Annotated in this window: 18 protein-coding genes; 8 read left to right on the top strand and 10 right to left on the bottom strand. The window is 60.6% G+C overall.

The annotated features are described in order from the left end of the window. The first annotated feature begins 50 nt into the window (after positions 1 to 50). Positions 51 to 995, top strand: a complete 945-nt coding sequence (locus tag ACQRAX_RS01350; protein ID WP_412037549.1) for a LysR family transcriptional regulator — start codon at positions 51 to 53, stop codon at positions 993 to 995. A 179-nt stretch (positions 996 to 1,174) separates the two neighbouring features. On the opposite strand, the gene ACQRAX_RS01345 is transcribed toward ACQRAX_RS01350, so the two are convergent. Next, the gene (locus ACQRAX_RS01345) at positions 1,175 to 1,612 is read right to left on the bottom strand and encodes a hypothetical protein (protein ID WP_412037822.1); all 438 of its coding nucleotides are present in this window, start codon (positions 1,610 to 1,612) and stop codon (positions 1,175 to 1,177) included. A 150-nt stretch (positions 1,613 to 1,762) separates the two neighbouring features. Between ACQRAX_RS01345 and ACQRAX_RS01340 the strand changes: the two genes are divergently transcribed. Then, complete coding sequence (locus ACQRAX_RS01340; RefSeq protein WP_412037550.1) at positions 1,763 to 2,050, top strand: hypothetical protein; 288 nt, start codon at positions 1,763 to 1,765, stop codon at positions 2,048 to 2,050. 19 nt (positions 2,051 to 2,069) lie between these two features. Here the strand turns inward: ACQRAX_RS01340 and ACQRAX_RS01335 are convergent, their stop codons facing one another. Next, a complete protein-coding gene (locus ACQRAX_RS01335; protein WP_412037551.1) occupies positions 2,070 to 2,561 on the bottom strand; it encodes a DUF2938 domain-containing protein in 492 nt (163 codons plus the stop codon). Between the two features lie 57 nt (positions 2,562 to 2,618). Beyond that, on the bottom strand, positions 2,619 to 3,869 hold the full coding sequence (locus ACQRAX_RS01330) for a 2-aminoadipate transaminase (RefSeq protein WP_412037552.1): 1,251 nt from the start codon (positions 3,867 to 3,869) through the stop codon (positions 2,619 to 2,621). Positions 3,870 to 4,299: 430 nt separating this feature from the next. Here ACQRAX_RS01330 and ACQRAX_RS01325 point away from each other — a divergent pair, with 430 nt between their 5' ends. Together ACQRAX_RS01325 and ACQRAX_RS01320 are read left to right on the top strand one after the other, a co-directional pair. After that, positions 4,300 to 5,712: an amino acid permease gene (locus ACQRAX_RS01325; RefSeq protein ID WP_412037553.1), complete on the top strand. Its 1,413-nt coding sequence runs from the start codon at positions 4,300 to 4,302 to the stop codon at positions 5,710 to 5,712. 108 nt (positions 5,713 to 5,820) lie between these two features. Beyond that, the gene (locus tag ACQRAX_RS01320; protein ID WP_412037554.1) at positions 5,821 to 6,318 is read left to right on the top strand and encodes a PaaI family thioesterase; all 498 of its coding nucleotides are present in this window, start codon (positions 5,821 to 5,823) and stop codon (positions 6,316 to 6,318) included. Positions 6,319 to 6,341: 23 nt separating this feature from the next. On the opposite strand, the gene ACQRAX_RS01315 is transcribed toward ACQRAX_RS01320, so the two are convergent. The 3 genes from ACQRAX_RS01315 to ACQRAX_RS01305 all read right to left on the bottom strand — a co-directional run bounded on the left by ACQRAX_RS01315 (position 6,342) and on the right by ACQRAX_RS01305 (position 8,835). Beyond that, a complete protein-coding gene (locus tag ACQRAX_RS01315; protein ID WP_412037555.1) occupies positions 6,342 to 7,490 on the bottom strand; it encodes a M14 family metallopeptidase in 1,149 nt (382 codons plus the stop codon). 48 nt (positions 7,491 to 7,538) lie between these two features. Beyond that, positions 7,539 to 8,051, bottom strand: coding sequence for a DUF4880 domain-containing protein (locus ACQRAX_RS01310; RefSeq protein WP_412037556.1), 513 nt, complete (start codon positions 8,049 to 8,051; stop codon positions 7,539 to 7,541). A gap of 451 nt (positions 8,052 to 8,502) precedes the next feature. Further along, on the bottom strand, positions 8,503 to 8,835 hold the full coding sequence (locus ACQRAX_RS01305; protein ID WP_412037557.1) for a DUF6124 family protein: 333 nt from the start codon (positions 8,833 to 8,835) through the stop codon (positions 8,503 to 8,505). Between the two features lie 131 nt (positions 8,836 to 8,966). On the opposite strand from ACQRAX_RS01305, the gene ACQRAX_RS01300 reads away from it, so the two are divergent. Continuing rightward, positions 8,967 to 9,626: a S24 family peptidase gene (locus ACQRAX_RS01300; protein ID WP_412037558.1), complete on the top strand. Its 660-nt coding sequence runs from the start codon at positions 8,967 to 8,969 to the stop codon at positions 9,624 to 9,626. 14 nt (positions 9,627 to 9,640) lie between these two features. On the opposite strand, the gene ACQRAX_RS01295 is transcribed toward ACQRAX_RS01300, so the two are convergent. Next, complete coding sequence (locus ACQRAX_RS01295) at positions 9,641 to 10,942, bottom strand: leucine-rich repeat-containing protein kinase family protein (protein ID WP_412037559.1); 1,302 nt, start codon at positions 10,940 to 10,942, stop codon at positions 9,641 to 9,643. 155 nt (positions 10,943 to 11,097) lie between these two features. On the opposite strand from ACQRAX_RS01295, the gene ACQRAX_RS01290 reads away from it, so the two are divergent. After that, positions 11,098 to 12,987, top strand: a complete 1,890-nt coding sequence (locus ACQRAX_RS01290; protein WP_412037560.1) for a propionyl-CoA synthetase — start codon at positions 11,098 to 11,100, stop codon at positions 12,985 to 12,987. A 12-nt stretch (positions 12,988 to 12,999) separates the two neighbouring features. Here ACQRAX_RS01290 and zapE read toward each other — a convergent pair whose 3' ends face one another. Then, positions 13,000 to 14,097, bottom strand: a complete 1,098-nt coding sequence (gene zapE, locus ACQRAX_RS01285; RefSeq protein WP_412037561.1) for a cell division protein ZapE — start codon at positions 14,095 to 14,097, stop codon at positions 13,000 to 13,002. Positions 14,098 to 14,223: 126 nt separating this feature from the next. Next, positions 14,224 to 15,726, bottom strand: coding sequence for a sodium/proton antiporter NhaB (gene nhaB, locus ACQRAX_RS01280; RefSeq protein ID WP_412037562.1), 1,503 nt, complete (start codon positions 15,724 to 15,726; stop codon positions 14,224 to 14,226). Between the two features lie 156 nt (positions 15,727 to 15,882). Between nhaB and ACQRAX_RS01275 the strand changes: the two genes are divergently transcribed. Next, positions 15,883 to 16,695: a crotonase/enoyl-CoA hydratase family protein gene (locus ACQRAX_RS01275; RefSeq protein WP_412037563.1), complete on the top strand. Its 813-nt coding sequence runs from the start codon at positions 15,883 to 15,885 to the stop codon at positions 16,693 to 16,695. Positions 16,696 to 16,728: 33 nt separating this feature from the next. Next, entirely contained in the window at positions 16,729 to 17,559 is an 831-nt protein-coding gene (gene nudC / locus ACQRAX_RS01270) for an NAD(+) diphosphatase (RefSeq protein ID WP_412037564.1), read from the top strand. On the opposite strand, the gene ACQRAX_RS01265 is transcribed toward nudC, so the two are convergent. Next, positions 17,527 to 18,306, bottom strand: coding sequence for a TSUP family transporter (locus ACQRAX_RS01265; protein ID WP_045183199.1), 780 nt, complete (start codon positions 18,304 to 18,306; stop codon positions 17,527 to 17,529). The two genes, nudC and ACQRAX_RS01265, sit on opposite strands and share 33 nt — an antisense overlap. Positions 18,307 to 18,385 lie beyond the last annotated feature (79 nt).

Here is an 18,385-nt window from a genome sequence, read left to right as displayed (position 1 = left end):
GCGGTTTTATGAGAGGCTAATAAAAAACTCTGGGAAGATAATCGGCCTGAATGAAGAATCAGAATGTTCTGTTAGCGAATAATGAGCCCCTGCTGCGCGACCTGCAGTTGTTCTGCGAAGTAGCTCGGCGTTCCAGTTTCATTGCCGCCGCCACCGAAATCGGCCTGTCCCCGGCGCATGTCAGCAAGCGCATCGCCACGTTGGAGACGCTTCTGGGGGTGAAGTTGTTCAATCGCACCACCCGGCGGGTGAACATCACCAGCGATGGCGAGGCGGCGTTCATCTGGGCGCAGAAGATCCTCGAGAATGTGGAATCGATGCTCGAGTCACTGTCCGCGGCGCACAGCGAGCCACGGGGCACCTTGCGCATCAGCACCAGCCTGCGTTTGGGTCGTGAGCATGTGGCGCCGATCCTGTCGTTGCTGCGCAAGCGCCATCCGAACCTGGACGTCTGGCTGGAGTTGATGGACCGCCGGGTGGACCTGATTGGCGAGAATTTCGATATTGATATTCGTGTAGGTGAGGTGCAGGAAAAGCACCTGATCGCCCATCGCATTGCTGAAAACAAACGGGTGCTGGCGGCCGCCCCCGACTACCTGGCGCGGCGTGGGCCGGTGCGAGTGCCAGCGGAGTTGGCGCAGCAGGATTGTTTATTGTTTCGCAGTCGCGACGATCGCTTTGGGGTCTGGCGCCTGGTCGGCCCGGGCGGTGCCGAGACGGTCAAGGTCACCGGGCCCATGGCCGCCAACCACAGCGATATCGTCCGGCAATGGGCGCTGGACGGGCACGGCATCATCATGGCGTCGTACTGGGATGTGGTCAGTAACCTGGAGGACGGTTCGTTGCTGCGAGTGCTGCCGGCGTATCACCAGCCTGCGGATGTCTGGGCAGTGACGGCGGCACGTTCGAGCAGCTCGGCCAAGGTGCGTAGCTGTGTGACGTTCCTGCGCGAACAGTTGGCTGAAGGGCCATATGCCTTGGCGGTGGGTGGTTGACCCAGGGACGTTCTTTGTAGCCGATGCCGCAAGGCCGCGATCGGGCGTGAAACGGCCGCGAAACCTGGCCGCAGCGATCCGCCAGGCCCAACCCAACGCAGGGCCCGAATTGCGACTGCGCTGCAGTCGATCACAGCCTCGTGCCTCGGCAGTGGCTACAACACGCAATAGTTCGCTACTTAGTCGCCAGCCTGGGCTTGCAGCATCAATTGGCCATCGACGTCGCGGACCAAGCCACTGGCCAGCAGCAACGGCAGCAGGCGCTTGTGCAGTTGAGGCTCGACAAAGGCGCGCAGGGTGTCGAGGTCAAGTGCGCCCAAGGGTGGTAATTCGGCTTTGGTGTACGACAGCCAGGCCTTTTTCAACACCATCAGAACGTCACTGCCAGCGGTCGTGGCAAAGCGTCGGTGTACTTTCTGGCCTTGCAGCTCGAAGGTATGTGCGTGCTCATAACCCGATTCATCACCGCCGCCGGCCAGACAGCGACTGCAACGGCAGGGACCGTCACCGAAGGCCTTTTCCAGGTAGGCGTTGAAATCCACCACAGGCTTGAGGCCCAGGCGCTTGTCGACTTCGAACAGGTCCGAGGTCAAGTGTTGTTCAGCGGTCAATGTGATTTTCCCTGAATAGTCTTGGCGGGGGCGCACAATACCAGTGTTTGCCGCTGCCGGATGTCGATGTAAGCGGGATTTTTCCGTGACAGTCCATTACCCTAGGCGCCCCCGTGCGTCAGCAGACGCCGATCTATCCGTCGTTGGAGTTCAAGCATGTACAACTACACAGCCACCGTGACCGTCAGCGACGATCTGCACGATGACGTCGAAGCGGTGGAAAACGTCGCGATTCGGGTCGGGCTCGAGGCCGTCACTGAAACCCTGAAGAAAGTCCATTTCGTCGGTGCTCTGGCCGCACCGGACAAGGCCACGCACATCTGCGTGACCCTGGACAGCGGCCTGAGTTACTACGGCCCGATCGTCAATGGCCATGCGGAGCTGGAAGGCGGCTGGATTGCCTTCGAGTGCGACATGCTCACCCCGCAGGAACTTGGCCTGTAACGTCTTTGCGTTAATTGCCTCAGGCCAGCACCGCCGACCACAGCAAACCCGCCAGGTACAAGGCAATGCCGAAGACGATATGCGCCAGCAAGCTGCGGGCACGTGCGGCGGGAGGATTTGGGGTTTTCGACGCGGCAAGGCCTGCGCCCATGCCGGGTTGCATGATCAGGAAGGGCGCCAGTACCGTGGCTATTCCCAGCGCCAGGGCGGGTAACAGGGTCGGCTGACGCACCCACTCCACGCCATTGAGCGCCAGCAGTAGCGCGGCAAACACAATGCCAATGGCGTAGTGCATGGACCAACCCAGCACCCGCTCGCCCGGTAGCGCCTGAGCCTTGGCGATGCTGGTATGGACGAAGCGCCCGCTTTGCATATGCCCGACCCAGCGACCGACCAGGGCCCAGTTCGGCCCGGGTGTACCCAGTACTCGCTGTTGAAACAGCGTCCACAGGTCGGCCAGGGCAGTGGCTGTCAGGCCAATCAAGACCGCGAGGACCAGTCCTTCGAGCATGAGCGTCTCCTGGAACATCACCCGTTTGCTGAATGATTGGCCCTCGCTGGCGTCAGGTCAATGCAACCGGGCCAGGCACCCCTCAAGAATATCCAGGCCCTCGTTGAGTACAGCAGCTTCGATGGTCAGCGGAGCCAGCAGGCGGATGATGTGCCGCGCCTTGCCACTGGGCATCAGCAGCAACCCGGCCTCTCTCGCCGATTGGAGCAGTTGCGCCAGCTGTGCCGAGGCCGGTGCGCCGTTGGCGTCGACCAGTTCAATGCCGCGCATTGCGCCGGTGCCGGTGAGGCGCCCCAGGTATGGTGAAAGTTGTTGCGCCTGCCAGCGCTGGTAGCGGCTGACAATGGCCGTTTCCTGCAGCTCACCCCAGCTGGCAAGGTTGGCATCGCTCATTTGATCGAGCGTCGCCAGGGCCGCTGCACAGGCCATTGGGTTACCTGAGTAAGTACCGCCGAGACCGCCTTTGGGCAAGTTGTCGAGTAGCGCCTTGCGCCCCAGAACCGCACCCAACGGCATGCCACCAGCAATGCTTTTGGCCAGCAGCAGCAGATCCGGTTCGATACCCAGGCGTGGGAAAGCGAAGCGCTGGCCGGTGCGACCAAACCCGGACTGGATTTCGTCGGCAATGATCAGAATGCCGTGGGCGTCGCAAACGCTGCGCAGCACGTGGGCAAAGGCCGGGTCCATGGCCAGGAAGCCGGCTTCACCCTGGACCGGTTCGAGGATCACCGCCGCCACTTCATTGACGTCGATTTCGACGCTGAACAGGCGCTCCAGGGCCTGCACCGCCTGGTCACTGCTGACGCCGGTATCGACACTCGGGTAGGGCAGGTGATAGACCGGCCCGGGCAATACACCTACTCGCTGCTTGTACGGTGCGACCTTGCCATTGAGGTTCAGGGTAGCCAGGGTGCGCCCATGAAAACCGCCGTCAAAGGCGATGATCGCGGTTTTGCCGGTGGCACCACGGGCAATCTTCAGGGCGTTTTCTGCCGCCTCGGCACCACTGTTGGTGAGCATCCCGCTCAGTGGGTAGGAAACCGGTACAAAGGCTGCCAGGCGCTTCATCAGGTCGATGTAGGGCTCATGCCCGGCGGCATTGAATGCGTAGTGCGTAAGGCGTGTGGCTTGTTGTTGGATCGCGGCGACAATCGGCGGATTGCAATGGCCCAGGTTCAACACGCCAATACCGCCAACGAAATCAATATAGCGTTTGCCCTGGGTATCCCACACTTCGGCATTTTTACCGTGGGACAGTGTGATGGGATGAACTACGGAAATGGACTGACTGATATGTTCGTGGCTCATGTGCACGCGGCCTCTGCAAGTTATGCCGCTATATAAACGGTTGCACTGTGCTGTGCACAAACGAATTAATCGATTGCTGTCATTCCTGTAATTCTGGATGTGAAGCAGGCTTCTGCAAGTGTTGTTGCGAAGAATTATCCTGTTTTAGGGTCATCTAAACAGCCGGAAAATTGTATTTCATTCCTTTATGGAATTATGTGCTTCTAAAAGGTCGTTTGTGAGGTCGACGCTGCGGATTGATACTGACCCACTGTCAGGGTAACTAACCGAGCGTTTTTAACCGCCCGTTACCCGAGTCCAGGAGGGCACTTATTTCGGCTTGGGACGGGCCGCCGACAACAACAACCGTCACCACCGCTACTCACAATTACTGCTCTAACCCTGCCGGCTGCGCCTGTTGTGCAGCGGCATACCCAGTTGAGGGTTGAACATGGCATCGCTACAACAAAAGAAACAGCGTTCGCTACAACACGGTTTGACATCCCGTCAGGTGTCGATGATTTCCATTGCCGGGATCATCGGTGCCGGATTGTTCATCGGCTCTTCCACCGCCATCGCCACGGCCGGCCCGGCGATTCTCATCTCTTATGCAATGACCGGCCTGTTGGTACTGCTGGTGATGCGCATGCTCGGCGAAATGGCCATCGCCAATCCCAATAGCGGCTCGTTCTCGACCTACGCAAGCCAGGCCATTGGCCCTTGGGCCGGCTTTACCATCGGTTGGTTGTATTGGTGGTTTTGGGTGCTGATCATTCCGGTCGAAGCGATAGCCGGGGCCGATATCCTGCATGCCTATTTCCCGGCGCTGCCATCCTGGCTGTTTGCCTTCCTGATCATGCTCGTGCTGTCGTGCACCAATCTGATCAGCGTGAAGAACTTCGGTGAGTTCGAGTATTGGTTTGCCTTGATCAAGGTGGTGGCGATCATCGCCTTCATTGTGGTGTGCAGCCTGGCGGTGTTTGGTGTCTGGCCCTTGGCGCAGCAAACCTCCGGGGTCAGCCATTTGTGGGCCAACGGCGGCTTCATGCCCAATGGCTTTGGTGCGGTGCTCGGTGGTGTGCTGGTGACCATCTTCTCGTTCTTCGGCGCGGAGATCGTCACCATTGCCGCCGACGAAACGTCCAATCCCAAAGAGAAGATTCGCAAGGCCACTAACCTGGTGGTCTACCGCATTGCGATCTTCTATATCGTCTCGATCTTCTTCATTGTTTCGCTGGTGGCCTGGAACGATCCGGGGCTCAAAAGTGTAGGTTCGTTCCAGCGGGTGCTGGAAGTACTGAACGTGCCGGGGGCCAAGTTACTGGTCGATCTGGTGGTGCTGGTAGCGGTAACCAGCTGCATGAACTCGGGCCTGTACACTGCGTCGCGGATGCTCTATTCGTTGGGTTCACGGGGGGAGGCTCTGCCGATGACCAAGCGCATTTCCGGCAACGGTGTGCCGACAGTGGCGGTGATTCTCTCAACCTTTGCCGGTTTTGCCGGCTGCTTGGTCAACTACGTGTTCCCTGGCAAGGTCTTTGGCTTTTTGCTTTCGACCACCGGCGCCATTGCTTTGCTGGTGTACCTGGTGATCGCCGTGTCGCAGCTGCGTATGCGCGCCATCAATGATCGCGAAGGCACGGAGCTGGCGTTCAAGATGTGGCTGTTTCCGTGGCTGACCTGGCTGGTGATCGGCCTGATTGTCACGGTGCTGGGTTACATGCTGATCAGCCCGGCCTACCGCTACGAAACACTGATGACCGCTGGGGTGACCCTGGCGATCCTGCTGATCTCGTTGACCCGACGAAAATCAGCAAGCCATGGCCTGTCGAAGCAACCGTTGCCTTCAGGTAAAGGCGCCTAGCCCGGCCCTGTGCGCTGAACAAAGTCCATGACCTGTTCATGGGCTTTTGCGTTACACAGCGGTACTATCGGCAGCGCTTTCCCTCTAACACAGACAACCAGGAAGCTTATGAACGATCACCTCCTTTCCCTACAGGAACTGGCCGCGCCCGAAGGCGTCTGCTACGGCTGCGGCTGCTCGCATGCCAGTGGCTTGCACGTGAAAAGCTATTGGGACGAGGATGCTGTGCACCTGGTCTGCCGGCACTCACCCGACAGTACCTTCCTCGGTTGGCCGGGGCTGGTCTATGGCGGCCTGCTGGCCATGCTGGTCGATTGCCACAGCAACTGGGCAGCCATGGCCTATCACTACCGCGCCGAAGGGCGTGAGCCGGGGAGCTTGCCACGTATCGACTGCGTAACCGGTCAACTGAGCCTGACCTACCTCAAACCCACGCCCATGGGCGTCGAGCTGTTGCTCAAAGCCCGGGTTGAAGGCGAAGTAGGGCGCAAGAGTCGGGTGATCTGCGAAGTCTGGGCCGGCGATGTGCTGACCGTGACCGCTGACTCGGTGTTCGTGCGGGTCGACACCGAGAAGCTCAAGCACAAGGCCCACGGTCAGGCTTGACCGCCCGGCAGGGGCGGCACTACTCAGCGCAGGGTGTCGACCATCTGCCCAAGGACATCCAGCACAGCGCTGGCCAATGCTTTTGAGCGCAAGCCATTCCAGCCGGTTTGTGGGTTGGGCGCGTCGTCATGGTCCTTGAATGGCATCTCCAGGGTCAGCGACAGGCAATCATAGGCCTGGCCGACGCTGTTGGCGCCCAGGGTCAGGTTGGCCTGGCCGGGCGCCGAACGCGGGTAGCCGTGGGCTTGCTGGAAATCGACAGTGCGCTTGCACAGGCTGTCGCGGAAGGTTTTTGCCAGGTCGGCCAGGCGTGGGGTGTAACCCGGATTGCCTTCGCAGCCGGCGGTAAACACATGAGGGATTTCCTCATCGCCATGCACGTCGAGGAACATATCGACGCCATGCTGTTTCATTTGCAGTTGGGCGAAAAACACTTCCGGGCTCTTGTCGGTGCTTGCGCTTTGCCAGGCACGGTTAAGGTCCTGGCCTGCAGCGTTGGTGCGCAGGTGGCCGTGCACGGCGCCGTCCGGGTTCATGTTGGCGATCAAATACAGGTCAGCCTGATGCAGCAGCGCCGCCACGCTCGGGTCATTGTGCTCCAGACGCTCGATCACGCCCTCCATGAACCATTCGGCCATGTGCTCGCCCGGGTGCTGCTGGGCGATGATCCAGATCTTGCGCTTGCCAGGCGCTCCGTCGCCGACGCGCAGCAACGGAATGTCCCGCCCTTCAACGCTGCGACCGGTAGCCAGCAATTCAACGCCAGGCAGGCGAGTAGCACGCTCGATCAGTTGATTGTGGCGCGCGCGGGGGTAGGGCTCGAAATAGGCAAACCAAGCCTGTGGCTGTTCAGCCTTCAGGTCAAAGCTCAGGGCCTTGCCGTCAAACTGGGTGGGCACCCGGAACCACTGTTGCTGATCGTAAGACGCTACCGCCTGATAGCCCTTCCAGGCTTGGTTGTAAGAAGACTGACCGGCGTTTTCCAGTACGAAGGTATGCACTTGGCCTGGGGTCAGGCCACTGGCCTTGAAGTGAAACCACTGAAAATGATCGCTGCGGCTGTCAGGACGAATTGCCAGGCGCGTACGGCTGGGGTCAGTGGCATCGTTAATCAGGATGTTGCCGGAATCAAAGTCGCAATCGATGTGCAGGGGGGATAGCGTCAGGGTCATCACCAGGCTCCTGTGGAGTTGTTGTAACCGTCACTCTACACGCCTGGCTCAGGACCAGAAACCGATCGCTGCCACTGCCGCCAGGGCCAGGCCGATCGCCACAGAGCAGCCGCCAATGGATAGCGCTGTACGGGGTTGCCGGTACCAGGCGTCATGGCCCAGCTGCCGGGCCGGAGCCAGAAGGGTGCGCCAGCGCAGTTCGGTGGCATGAAAAGCTTCGCGATGCGCTGGGGAGACGTCGAGCCAACGGCGAAAGTCAATCCGTTCGCTGGCGGTAACCTGCGGGCTTTGCAGGCGTACATACCATTGGCCCGCCACACTGGCCACCGCGTCACGTTCGGGGCGTACGCATTGCAGGGCTTGGTTCATGTGGCGCTCGACGGTGAGCGCAGGCAGGCCCAGACGCTCGGCGATGGCGGCAAAACTCAGTTGATCGAGGCGGCTGAGCAGGAACACCTGCTGAACACGGCGCGGCAACTGTTTAAGCTGCGCGAGCAAGGTATCGTCAGCGAGGTTCTGGGAATGGGGGTGATGCTCAAGGGGCAGCAATAGACGGGTCAAGTACAAGCTCCTTGCTGAATAAGGGGAGGGGGCGTCCTCCATGACGCGACAATAGCTTAGTAGTAACGAGATTGATTCTCAAGTGCTAATTCGGCAAAGCGCGTCTGCCTGCTTCACCCTGCGACATTCATTTGCTATCATCGCGGCCATTCAAGCAACACCCGCCTTCATTAGCCTGAAGAGCCCAAAAAAAAGACCCGGCAAAAAGCCGGGTCAAAAACCGTGATTAGCCTGATGAGGAGATAATCTGAGAGTCCGACCTAAGGGCTTTCAGTTTATCCAACCAGTCTCGCGACCAGTTGTGAGCAATAATAATCGTTATCATTTGCAAGTCAAATGAATTTTCTGCCATTCCGTAAAAAACTTTTACCGAATGCGCTCCCTCGCACTATCGACGGCTCTAGCGCCGTTATCCCGGCACTTCCCACGTTTAGCGCCTTGGCGCAGTTGCTCAAGGCCGCGGCTGAGCGCTTGGCGCGTGTTCTAACACTGTCCGGGCCATGTTGATCATGTGCATCACCGTCAGCGCCAGATCCCGGTGCATCCCTTGCAAGCTGTTGGCCGACTCGTGGGCGGTAGCGGCTGCGCAGCGCAGTAACTCGGCCGCGTGCTCGGTGGTCTGGGTCTCGTTCAGGCCTTCGCGCGGTACCAACAAGCATTCATGCAATGACACGGCAGGTGGCGCGGGGTTCAGGTAAAAATCCAGGGCGCGGCGGGCGGCATCGCTGTTGCTCAGCGTTTCGTTGTTCAGCGGAAGATCCCTTTCAGAGGAGGGCTTTTTCATGTGGCTGCCTGCCTTGTGAGTGAGCAATTAACGGTTTGGCTAAATACTAATACGATTTGTAGTTGTCTCTAATTTTTAAATACTACAATTTGTGTATTGAGTGCCAAAGGGCAGTCCGTATCGTGCCAGCGATGGATAATTGGACTGAACTGGTTAAAGCCAGAATGCGTGAACTGAAGGTCACGCAGGAACATCTCGCCGAACGCATCGGCGTCACTCAGGGCGCTGTGGGCCATTGGCTACGCGGCGAACGTGAGCCAAAATTGCGCGTGCTCAATCAGATTCTGGTCGAGCTGGGGTTTGCGCCGCTGCAAATTGTCTATCCCCATCAGCTGAAGGAAAGCAGTGGTGTTTATGAAACATCGAGCTTCCCTGCTGCGGTCACCGGCGCCGATGGCCATCGACACGAATTGTATTTTCGTTATCCGATCTTGAGTTGGACCGATCTGCAGCCTGAGCAGACGCCAGATTCCTGCGCCCAGCAGTCGAGCGACTATGCGGCACAAGGGCGAGGGTACTGGTTGCGAGTTGAAGGCGATGCGATGACCGCGCCGATGGGCTTGAGTGTGCCGCAGGGCATGTTGATTCTGGTGGACAGCGGGCTTGACGCTGAACCGGGCACGCTGGTCATCGCGCGCTCGCCAGACAGCAAGATCCCAGTGTTTCGGCAGTTGATCGAGGAAGGCGGTCAGGGCTATCTGAAACCGCTTAACCCGACCTACCCCAAGGCCTTGTTTACCCAACAGACGCAAGTGCTGGGGGTGGTGGTGCAGGCGCTGGTCAAGTTCTGACACGCCAGCGCCGCTTAGGGTGTAGCGATCTTCTGCAACTGCTGGCTGATCTGCTCAAACGCGGGCCGCAGCAGTACCTCAGGCTGTACGCAGCGCCGCTGCAGGGCTCGCAGGGACGAGCAATCGTCCTCGCAACAGGCCAGCAGTTCACCCAGCAACACCCCGAATGCCAACACCTCGATGCGCTGCAACGCCGCCGCCGTTGGGCCGCCATCGGCGGCATGGAACGACGCTGCACCAAAGTCGCCGAGCAGGCACTGGCCCTGCTCATTGGCGAGGATGTTGTGCGCATACAAGTCGCCATGGGTGATGCCACGACGGTGCAGGTGCTCGCTGACCGAGGCGATGGCAGCGGCTACACGTTTGACTGCTGACAAGCTCAGGCGGCGCTCGCTGGCGTAGGTATCACGGGTACACGCCTGCAGGCTCGGTGGCCCGGCGAGGTTGAACCAGCTCGGCTCGATCAGTTGCATCACCAGGGCCGGCAATTGCTCGGGATGGTTATCGATGCGTCCGGCCAGGCGTACCAATTGCGGGTGATCACCGGCGGCAATGCACGCGCGCATCTCGTTGAGCGGTGAGCCGTCGCTGGTCATCTGGCCTTTGAACAGTTTGACCGCCACCGCTGCGTCTTGCTGCTGCCAGTTGGCCTGGTAGATCACCCCGGAGGCGCCTTGACCTAGCACGTGGGCAAGGCTGATGTGTTGCCAGTCAATGCGCGGACAGTGGCCTGCGTCCTCGGGGGCGCAATAGGGCGCTGGCAACGGGTTGCCGGCGTAGGCCAACCAGGCCAGGCGCGGCAGTTGCAGGAGCCAGTCCGGGAGTGCTTGCAGGTGGTTGGCGGCGATGCGCAGCAGTTCAAGTTTGTGGCAACGGGCAAGGCTTTGAGGCAGCTCGCGCAGGCGGTTGCCAGCCAGCATCAGTTTTTGCAGATCCGGGCAATCGCCCAACGCCTCGGGCAAGGCGCTGATGCAGTTGTCGGTAAGGATTAACGCGCGCAAACGTCGGGGCAGGGCGGCCGGACTGACCTGCTCAATGCGATTGCTTTTGAACCCGAGCACTTCAAGGGCTGGGCAGTGGCCGATGCTTTCAGGCAACTGGGTGAAGCGGTTGTCTGAGCAAAACAACACCTCGAGCTTGTGCAGACGGCCGAGATCCTCAGGCAACTCACTGAGGCGGTTGCCGGTCAGGTTGAGGATTTCCAGGCTGTCAGCCAGGTCGAAGATTTCCTTCGGGAAATGCTCAAGCCCGCACTGCAAATTGAGACGGGTAACGCCTGCCAGTCGCCCGGCCTTGAGATCGTCGAGAGTGTGCATGGGGTGCAAACGGGCCCAGTGTAGAAAACGCGGCGGCCATGATAGCGACAATCGGCGCGGCGCATGCGACTTAAGTCCCATGGCAGACTGACCTTTGCGGTCCATACTCGATGCTCGCCCTTTATATATAACAACAAGTTCAGGGTTTTGAATCGATGACCTATCAGCACAGTTACGCTCACTCCATTGCCGATCCTGGCGCATTCTGGGCCGAGCAGGCCGAGCATTTGGCCTGGTATCGCAAGCCACTGATCCCCCTTACTGAAAACCCCGACGGCACCCATCAGTGGTTTGCCGACGGGCGTCTGAACAGTTGCTACCTGGCCCTGGATTACCAGATCGAACAGGGGCGCGGCGAACAGACAGCGCTGATCTACGATTCACCAGTAACCGGCAGCCAGCAAGCGTTCACCTACACACAATTACGCGATGAAGTGGCGCGCCTGGCCGGGTTGCTGCGTTCGCTGGGTGTGGAGAAGGGTGACGGGGTGATCATTTATATGCCCATGGTGCCTCAGGCGGCCATGGCCATGTTGGCCTGCGCGCGGATCGGCGCGGTGCACTCCGTGGTATTCGGTGGCTTCGCCGCCAATGAGCTGGCATTGCGTATCGATGATGCCCGGCCCAAGCTGTTGCTGACGGCCTCCTGCGGGCTGGAGTTCGACCGCGTCATCGAATACAAACCGCTGGTAGACCGCGCATTGCAACTGGCCAAACACCCACCGCGCCAGGTGTTGGTGCAGCAGCGCCCGCAAGCGTTGGCCAGCCTGGTCGAAGATCGGGATCTGGACTGGCAACTGGCAGTCGCCGGGGCAACTCCGGTGGCACCGGTCGAGATGGCCGCAGCCGATCCGCTCTACATCATGTACACCTCAGGCACCACGGGTAAACCCAAGGGCATCGTCCGCGAAAACGGCGGCAATGCGGTGGCCCTGCGCTTTGCCATGCGCCACATCTACGGCATGCAGGCAGGGGATGTCTGGTGGGGAATATCCGATGTCGGCTGGGTGGTTGGTCATTCACTGATCGTCTACGGTCCGCTGATGAACGGCTGCACCACTGTGTTCTATGAAGGCAAACCGATCCGCACGCCCGATGCCGGTGTGTATTGGCGGGTGGTCGAACAGTACCGGGTTAACGGCCTGTTTTGCGCCCCGACCGCCATGCGCGCGATTCGCAAGGAAGACCCCGAAGGCGAGTTGTTGCGCCGCTATGACCTGAGTTCTCTGCGTCAGCTGTTTCTGGCCGGCGAGAAACTCGATTCCAGCACCCATCAGTGGCTGGAGTCGACCAGCGGCAAGACGGTCCACGACCACTGGTGGCAAACCGAAACTGGCTGGCCGGTCACTGCGCCTTGCGTAGGTCTGGACGGTAGCGCGGCGCGCCCGGGCTCCAGCAATCGCGCGGTGCCGGGTTATCACGTGCGGGTGCTCGATGACGACGGGCACTTGCTCGATGCCAACCACCAGGGTGCCATCGTCATTGCCCTGCCATTGCCGCCCGGTTGCAGCCAGACACTGTGGGGCGATCACCAGCGCTACCTGGACGCTTACCTCAGCACTTATCCTGGCTACTATCACACGGGCGACGGCGGCTACCTGGACGACGATGGCTTCGTCTACATCATGGGCCGCACCGACGATGTCATCAACGTCTCCGGGCATCGGCTGTCCACCGGGGAAATGGAGGACCTGGTCGCCCGCCATCCGGCCGTCGCCGAGTGCGCGGTGATCGGCGTCCACGATGAAATCAAAGGGCAGGTGCCCTTGGCCCTGGTGGTACTCAAGGATGGTCAGGGCCTCAGCGAAGCGGCCTTGCAGAGCGAACTGGTGGCCAGTGTGCGCGAGCAAATTGGTGCCTTGGCGTGTTTCAACCAGGTAAGGGTGGTCAAGCGCCTGCCCAAGACTCGTTCCGGCAAGATACTGCGCGCGGTGCTGCGCAAGATCGCTGACCAGCAAGCCTACATGCCGCCCTCGACCCTCGATGACCCGGCCGTGCTTGGGGAAATCGAGGCGGTGCTGGCGGATTTTGCCCGGGCCGGGTGAGACCGCGATGGGTTACCGCTGCTGGCGCAACTGCCCAAGCCGGCTACGGGTACGCGCCAGGTCGCTCGCGCTGCCTCCAAGGCTTTCGGCCAGTGGCAACTGGCCGATCAGCACCAGGTGCTTGTCCTGGTCATAGAGCACATCCACCAGATTGATAAAGCGCTGCTGCTCGGCCACCGAGCAGTCTTCCAGGCGCGGCAGGCCGTCGATGATCCAGTGGTCGAAACGCCGGGCCAGTTCCAGGTAGTCGATGACCGCTGTGGGTTGTTCACATAGTTGGGCAAAATCGAACCCCAGGGTGTTCTGCTCTATGAGCCTGGCTTGCAGTTGGCGTTTACCGACTTGCAGGGGTATTGGCACGGCACTGAGCACCGGCAGTTGCAAAGCCTGACGTTGCGCTGCGCTCCCCGGGCAAAGGTAATGCCCCAGGGTGAAACGCTGCTGGCTGGCGGCAGTGGGAAGACTGCGGTAATCCTGCTCGCCACCGACCTCAAGCACCTGCATGCGGCTGTTGATTAACCGGATCACCGGCTCGAAACGCTGGTGGTAGAGGGGGTTGGGCAGCAAACCTGCGGGTGCGTAGTTGGAGGTCACCAGGAGGAAAACACCGCGCTCGAACAGGGCCTGGAACAGCCGGGTGATCAGCATCGCATCGCCAATGTCATGCACATGGAATTCGTCAAAGCACAGCACCTGGCAGTCTTCGAGCAGTTCATCGAGAGTGCAGGCCAGGGCATCTTGCTGTTGGCGGTGCTCGAACATGCCCTGATGCAGCCGGGCGAAGAAGTCGTGAAAGTGCACGCGGCGCTTCGGCGTCTGTGCCAAGGCCTGAAAGAAACCGTCCAGCAGCCAACTTTTGCCGCGCCCGACCGCGCCATACAGGTACAGGCTGCGGGCCCGGCCGCTGGCCAGGGCCGCGGCTTGGGTTGCCATCTGGTCGATCACCAGCCGTTGACCCTGGCTCAAGGTGTAGCCTTGGGCAGCGGCCTTGTGGCGAAAATGCTGACGAACGGTGGCAGCGCTGTCGGCGTCGGCCTGTGCACTGATGGCGAGTCGATGACGCAGGGCGCGCAGCGGTGATCGTATCCACGAGGGTGGCGGGGCAGACAAATCGGGCTCCTAGGGTATTGGATGGGCACGACGGGTGTGAGCGCAGGCGGCTTGATAGCTCAGCTGGCGCCCGAATTCGGTCTAGCGCCAGCCGTTGCCGGTCTATGGCGCATAGCTCACATAACGTTAGAGCCAGTACGTCACCGCCCACCAGCCCAGCCCGCCCATCACCACGGTGTAGGGCAAGGCCATCCACACCATCCGCCCATACGACAGGCGAATCAGCGGTGCGATCGCGGAGGTCAGCAGGAACAGAAACGCCGCCTGGCCATTGGGGGTTGCGACACTTGGCAGGTTGGTGCCGGTGTTGATGGCCACCGCCAGGGTCTCGAAGTGCTCACGGCTCATATGGCCGTTGAGGAACGCCTGTTTGACCTCGGTGATGTAGATGGTGGCCACGAACACGTTGTCGCTGATGGCCGAGAGCACGCCGTTGGCGATGAACAGCATGCCTGGTTGCTGGTCGGTTGGCAGTGTCAGCACCCACTGGATCAGCGGAGTGAACAGCTGCTGGTCATGAATGACCGCGACCACCGCAAAGAACACCACCAGCAATGCGGTGAACGGCATGGCGTCCTGGAACGCGCGGCCCAAACGGTGTTCATCGGTGATGCCGGTGAAGGCGGTGATCAGTACGATCACCAACAGGCCAATCAGCCCCACCTCGGCGATGTGCAAGCCCAGACCGATAATCAGGATCAACGCTGCCAGGCCTTGCACCAGCAAGGCGGCACGTTGCTGGGTGGTGCGCTGGGCGTCGTCTTCGGCCGCATAGGCAGCCAGTACCTGGCGTACATTGTCGGGCAGCAAGGTGCCGTAACCGAACCAACGCAGCTTCTCCAGCAGGACACAGGTCACCAGGCCTGCGGCCAACACCGGCAGCGATACCGGGGCGACCTTGAGGAAGAACTCAGCGAAGTGCCAGCCCATTTCATGGCCGATCAGCAGGTTCTGTGGTTCGCCGACCAGGGTGCAGACGCCACCCAGGGCGGTGCCGACGGCGCCGTGCATCAACAGGCTGCGCAGGAACGCGCGAAACTGTTGCAGGTCATCGCGCTGCAGTTGGGCGATGTCCTGATCACTGTCCAGGTCCGAGTCTTCGCGCGGGTTGTTGCCCGAGGCGACACGGTGGTACACCGAGTAGAAACCGACCGCCGCACTGATGATCACTGCGGTCACCGTCAGGGCATCGAGGAACGCCGAGAGAAACGCGCAGAGAAAGCAGAACAGCAAGGCCAGCAGCGCCTTGGAGCGCACCCCGAGAAGGATCCGCGAGAACACGAACAGCAGCAGGTCCTTCATGAAGTAAATGCCAGCGACCATGAACATCAGCAGCAGGATCACCGGGAAGTTGTGCTGAAGTTCATCGTACAGCGCCTGCGGCGTGGTCATGCCCAGTACCAGCGCCTCAGCGACCAGCAAGCCGCCAGGCATCAACGGGTAGCACTTGAGGGCCATGCCCAGGGTGAAGATGAACTGGATTACCAGCACCCAACCGGTCACCACCGGGCCGAGGGTGAACAGCAACAGCGGGTTGAGCAACAGGAACAGGCACAGCGTGGCCTTGTACCAGCGCGGCGATTGTCCGAGAAAGTTATGGGCCAGGGCGCCGGCCAGGGAGCGGGACATGAAAATGTATCCTAATAATTCAACAGGAGCGCAAGGTGCCGGATACAGGCCGTTAGATCAAGGTAAAAGTCCCGGTTTTGGCACAAGCGCGGTCTAGCTCGGCCCTTGGGCCTTGATATAGTCCTGCGATTATCCTGCCCCCTCAAGGAGAGCGCTGTGACCGACTACCAGGCATTCAAGGTCGAACTGAATAACAATATCGCCCATGTACAGATCAATCGCCCGGAAAAGTACAACGCGATGAACGCGGCGTTCTGGAGCGAAATCGTCGAGATCTTCCAGTGGATCGATGAGACCGATGCCGTGCGCGCAGTGGTGATCAGCGGTGCCGGCAAGCATTTTTCCGCTGGCATTGACCTGATGATGCTGGCTTCGCTGGCCAACGAGTTGGGCAAGGATGTGGGCCGCAATGCCCGATTGCTGCGTAAAACCATTCTGCGTTTGCAGGCTTCGTTCAATGCCGTCGATACCTGCCGCAAGCCGGTGCTGGCGGCGATCCACGGTTACTGCATTGGCGGCGCCATCGACCTCATCTCAGCCTGCGACATGCGCTACTGCAGCACCGATGCCCAATTCTCGATCAAGGAAATCGACATGGGCATGGCCGCTGATGTCGGCACCTTGCAGCGCCTGCCACGGATTATTGGCGATGGCATCTTGCGTGAGCTGGCCTACACCGGGCGCAACGTCGAGGCCGACGAGGCTCAGCGTATTGGCCTGGTCAACCGGGTCTACGCTGACCATGACGCATTGCTCGAAGGTGTCTTTGCCATTGCCGCTGAAATTGCGGGAAAATCCCCGATTGCCGTGGCTGGCACCAAGGAAATGCTCAGCTATATGCGCGATCACCGCATCGACGATGGCCTGGAATACATTGCCACCTGGAACGCCGCCATGTTGCAATCCACTGACCTGCGGGTAGCCGTGGCGGCCCATATGAGCAAACAGAAACCCGAGTTCGCCGACTGATTGCAGCGGCGGGCCCACGCAAGGAACCGGAACATGGCTGTGCGTTGGACCACCGCGGTACTGGACCCAAACCTCGCTGGCGGCTGGGCGGTCGCTCGCTGCAGCGAGGGCTTCCTGGTCGATGATAACGGCGCGCTGTTTGCGCGCGACTGGCTCAAGCGCCAGGATCTGGAGGTGCTGTTTGAGCATGGCATCGGCCATTTCGATGGCCAGCCGGTGTACTTGCTGGAACTCAAGGGGCCACAGGCCGTGACCGGTTGCAGCTGGCGCGGCTTGCGCCAGTTCATGCTCGAAGGTGACTTCGACACCTACAAGATCCTCGGTTATGCCGCACAGATCGCCACCTGGGCTCGTGAGCACCGCTTTTGCGGCAGCTGCGGCCAGGCCATGAGTCAGATTCAGTGGGAGCGGGCGATGTACTGTCAGCCCTGCGACCTGCGCAGCTATCCGCGCATCTCGCCGAGCATGATCGTGCTGATCACTCGTGGTGATGAAATCCTTCTGGCGCGTTCACCGCGTTTTGTCACCGGGGTCTACAGCACCCTGGCCGGCTTTGCCGAGCCCGGCGAGTCGGCCGAGGATTGCCTGGTGCGTGAGGTGCGCGAGGAAGTGGCGATCGAGGTCCAGAACATCCAGTATGTCGGCAGCCAGTGCTGGCCGTTCCCGCATTCGATGATGCTCGGCTTTCATGCCGAGTATGCCGGGGGCGAGATTGTCATGCAGGTGGACGAGATCGAAGACGCCCAGTGGTTCCGGGTCGATGCGCTGCCGCCGTTGCCGGCGGGGCGCTCGATTGCCCGTTACCTGATCGATCTGTACGTGGCGCGGCGCTTAGGCCTGGCCGAACCAGTGCTGCCAGGCTAGGCGCACGGTCAGCGCCAACACCACGGTGATGAACACCGGGCGGATGAACTTGCTGCCGCCGCTGATGGCGGTGCGGGCGCCGAAGAAGGCACCGACCATCAGCGCCGAGCCCATCGACAAGCCCACCAGCCAGTCGACCTGACCGGAAAAGATGAACACCGACAGCGCTGCAGCGTTGCTGACAAAGTTCATGCTGCGCGCCACGCCACTGGCCTTGACCAGGTCGATGGGGTAGAGCAGCAGAGTGCTGACGGTCCAGAACGCCCCCGTGCCTGGCCCGGCGACACCGTCATAGAAGCCCAGGGTCAGGCCCTGGGGCAGCTGCCATTTTTTCTTCACCGGTACATCGGCATCCAGCGGTGCCTTGGGCGTGCCGCCAAACAGCAGGTATACGCCGCAGAGGAAGACGATCACCGGCAACATCTTGTTCAGCCACTCAGCTGGCAGGTAATGCGCTACCACCGCGCCGATCAGCGCACCGACAAAGGTGCCGACCAGGGCGTGGCGCCACTGCGCCGGATGGAACAACTTGCGCCGGTAGTAGGTGAAACTGGCGGTGGCCGAGCCGAAGGTCGAGCTGAGTTTGTTGGTGCCCAGCACCAGGTGCGGCGGCATCCCGGCGGTAAGCAGGGCGGGAGTGGTCAGCAAGCCGCCGCCACCGGCGATGGCATCGATGAACCCGGCAACAAAGGCGACGGCGGCAAGAATGGCGAGGGTGGTCAGATCTACGCTAAGTTCGAAAGGCATGGCTAGGACTTAATCGGTTGGGCGCAGCAGGGGCTGCGCCCGAAGGCCGATATGGTAATGGAGATCGAGGTCGTCTGTC

The organism is Pseudomonas sp. UM16 (genome assembly GCF_050312595.1).
In the GTDB taxonomy this organism is placed as follows: domain Bacteria; phylum Pseudomonadota; class Gammaproteobacteria; order Pseudomonadales; family Pseudomonadaceae; genus Aquipseudomonas.
The sequence above is the reverse complement of the archived record's forward strand: the minus strand, read 5'-3'. Positions and strand labels throughout refer to the sequence as shown.

What these genes read in the sequence shown, in the direction of transcription:
- ACQRAX_RS01330 (WP_412037552.1), bottom strand. Translation starts at nt 3,869, where the DNA reads ATGAGCCACGAACATATCAGTCAGTCCATTTCCGTAGTTCATCCCATC.
- ACQRAX_RS01265 (WP_045183199.1), bottom strand. Translation starts at nt 18,306, where the DNA reads ATGCCTTTCGAACTTAGCGTAGATCTGACCACCCTCGCCATTCTTGCC.
- ACQRAX_RS01290 (WP_412037560.1), top strand. Translation starts at nt 11,098, where the DNA reads ATGACCTATCAGCACAGTTACGCTCACTCCATTGCCGATCCTGGCGCA.
- ACQRAX_RS01305 (WP_412037557.1), bottom strand. Translation starts at nt 8,835, where the DNA reads ATGAAAAAGCCCTCCTCTGAAAGGGATCTTCCGCTGAACAACGAAACG.
- ACQRAX_RS01340 (WP_412037550.1), top strand. Translation starts at nt 1,763, where the DNA reads ATGTACAACTACACAGCCACCGTGACCGTCAGCGACGATCTGCACGAT.
- nhaB (WP_412037562.1), bottom strand. Translation starts at nt 15,726, where the DNA reads ATGTCCCGCTCCCTGGCCGGCGCCCTGGCCCATAACTTTCTCGGACAA.
- ACQRAX_RS01325 (WP_412037553.1), top strand. Translation starts at nt 4,300, where the DNA reads ATGGCATCGCTACAACAAAAGAAACAGCGTTCGCTACAACACGGTTTG.
- ACQRAX_RS01295 (WP_412037559.1), bottom strand. Translation starts at nt 10,942, where the DNA reads ATGCACACTCTCGACGATCTCAAGGCCGGGCGACTGGCAGGCGTTACC.
- nudC (WP_412037564.1), top strand. Translation starts at nt 16,729, where the DNA reads ATGGCTGTGCGTTGGACCACCGCGGTACTGGACCCAAACCTCGCTGGC.
- ACQRAX_RS01335 (WP_412037551.1), bottom strand. Translation starts at nt 2,561, where the DNA reads ATGCTCGAAGGACTGGTCCTCGCGGTCTTGATTGGCCTGACAGCCACT.
- ACQRAX_RS01350 (WP_412037549.1), top strand. Translation starts at nt 51, where the DNA reads ATGAAGAATCAGAATGTTCTGTTAGCGAATAATGAGCCCCTGCTGCGC.
- ACQRAX_RS01320 (WP_412037554.1), top strand. Translation starts at nt 5,821, where the DNA reads ATGAACGATCACCTCCTTTCCCTACAGGAACTGGCCGCGCCCGAAGGC.
- ACQRAX_RS01300 (WP_412037558.1), top strand. Translation starts at nt 8,967, where the DNA reads ATGGATAATTGGACTGAACTGGTTAAAGCCAGAATGCGTGAACTGAAG.
- ACQRAX_RS01315 (WP_412037555.1), bottom strand. Translation starts at nt 7,490, where the DNA reads ATGACCCTGACGCTATCCCCCCTGCACATCGATTGCGACTTTGATTCC.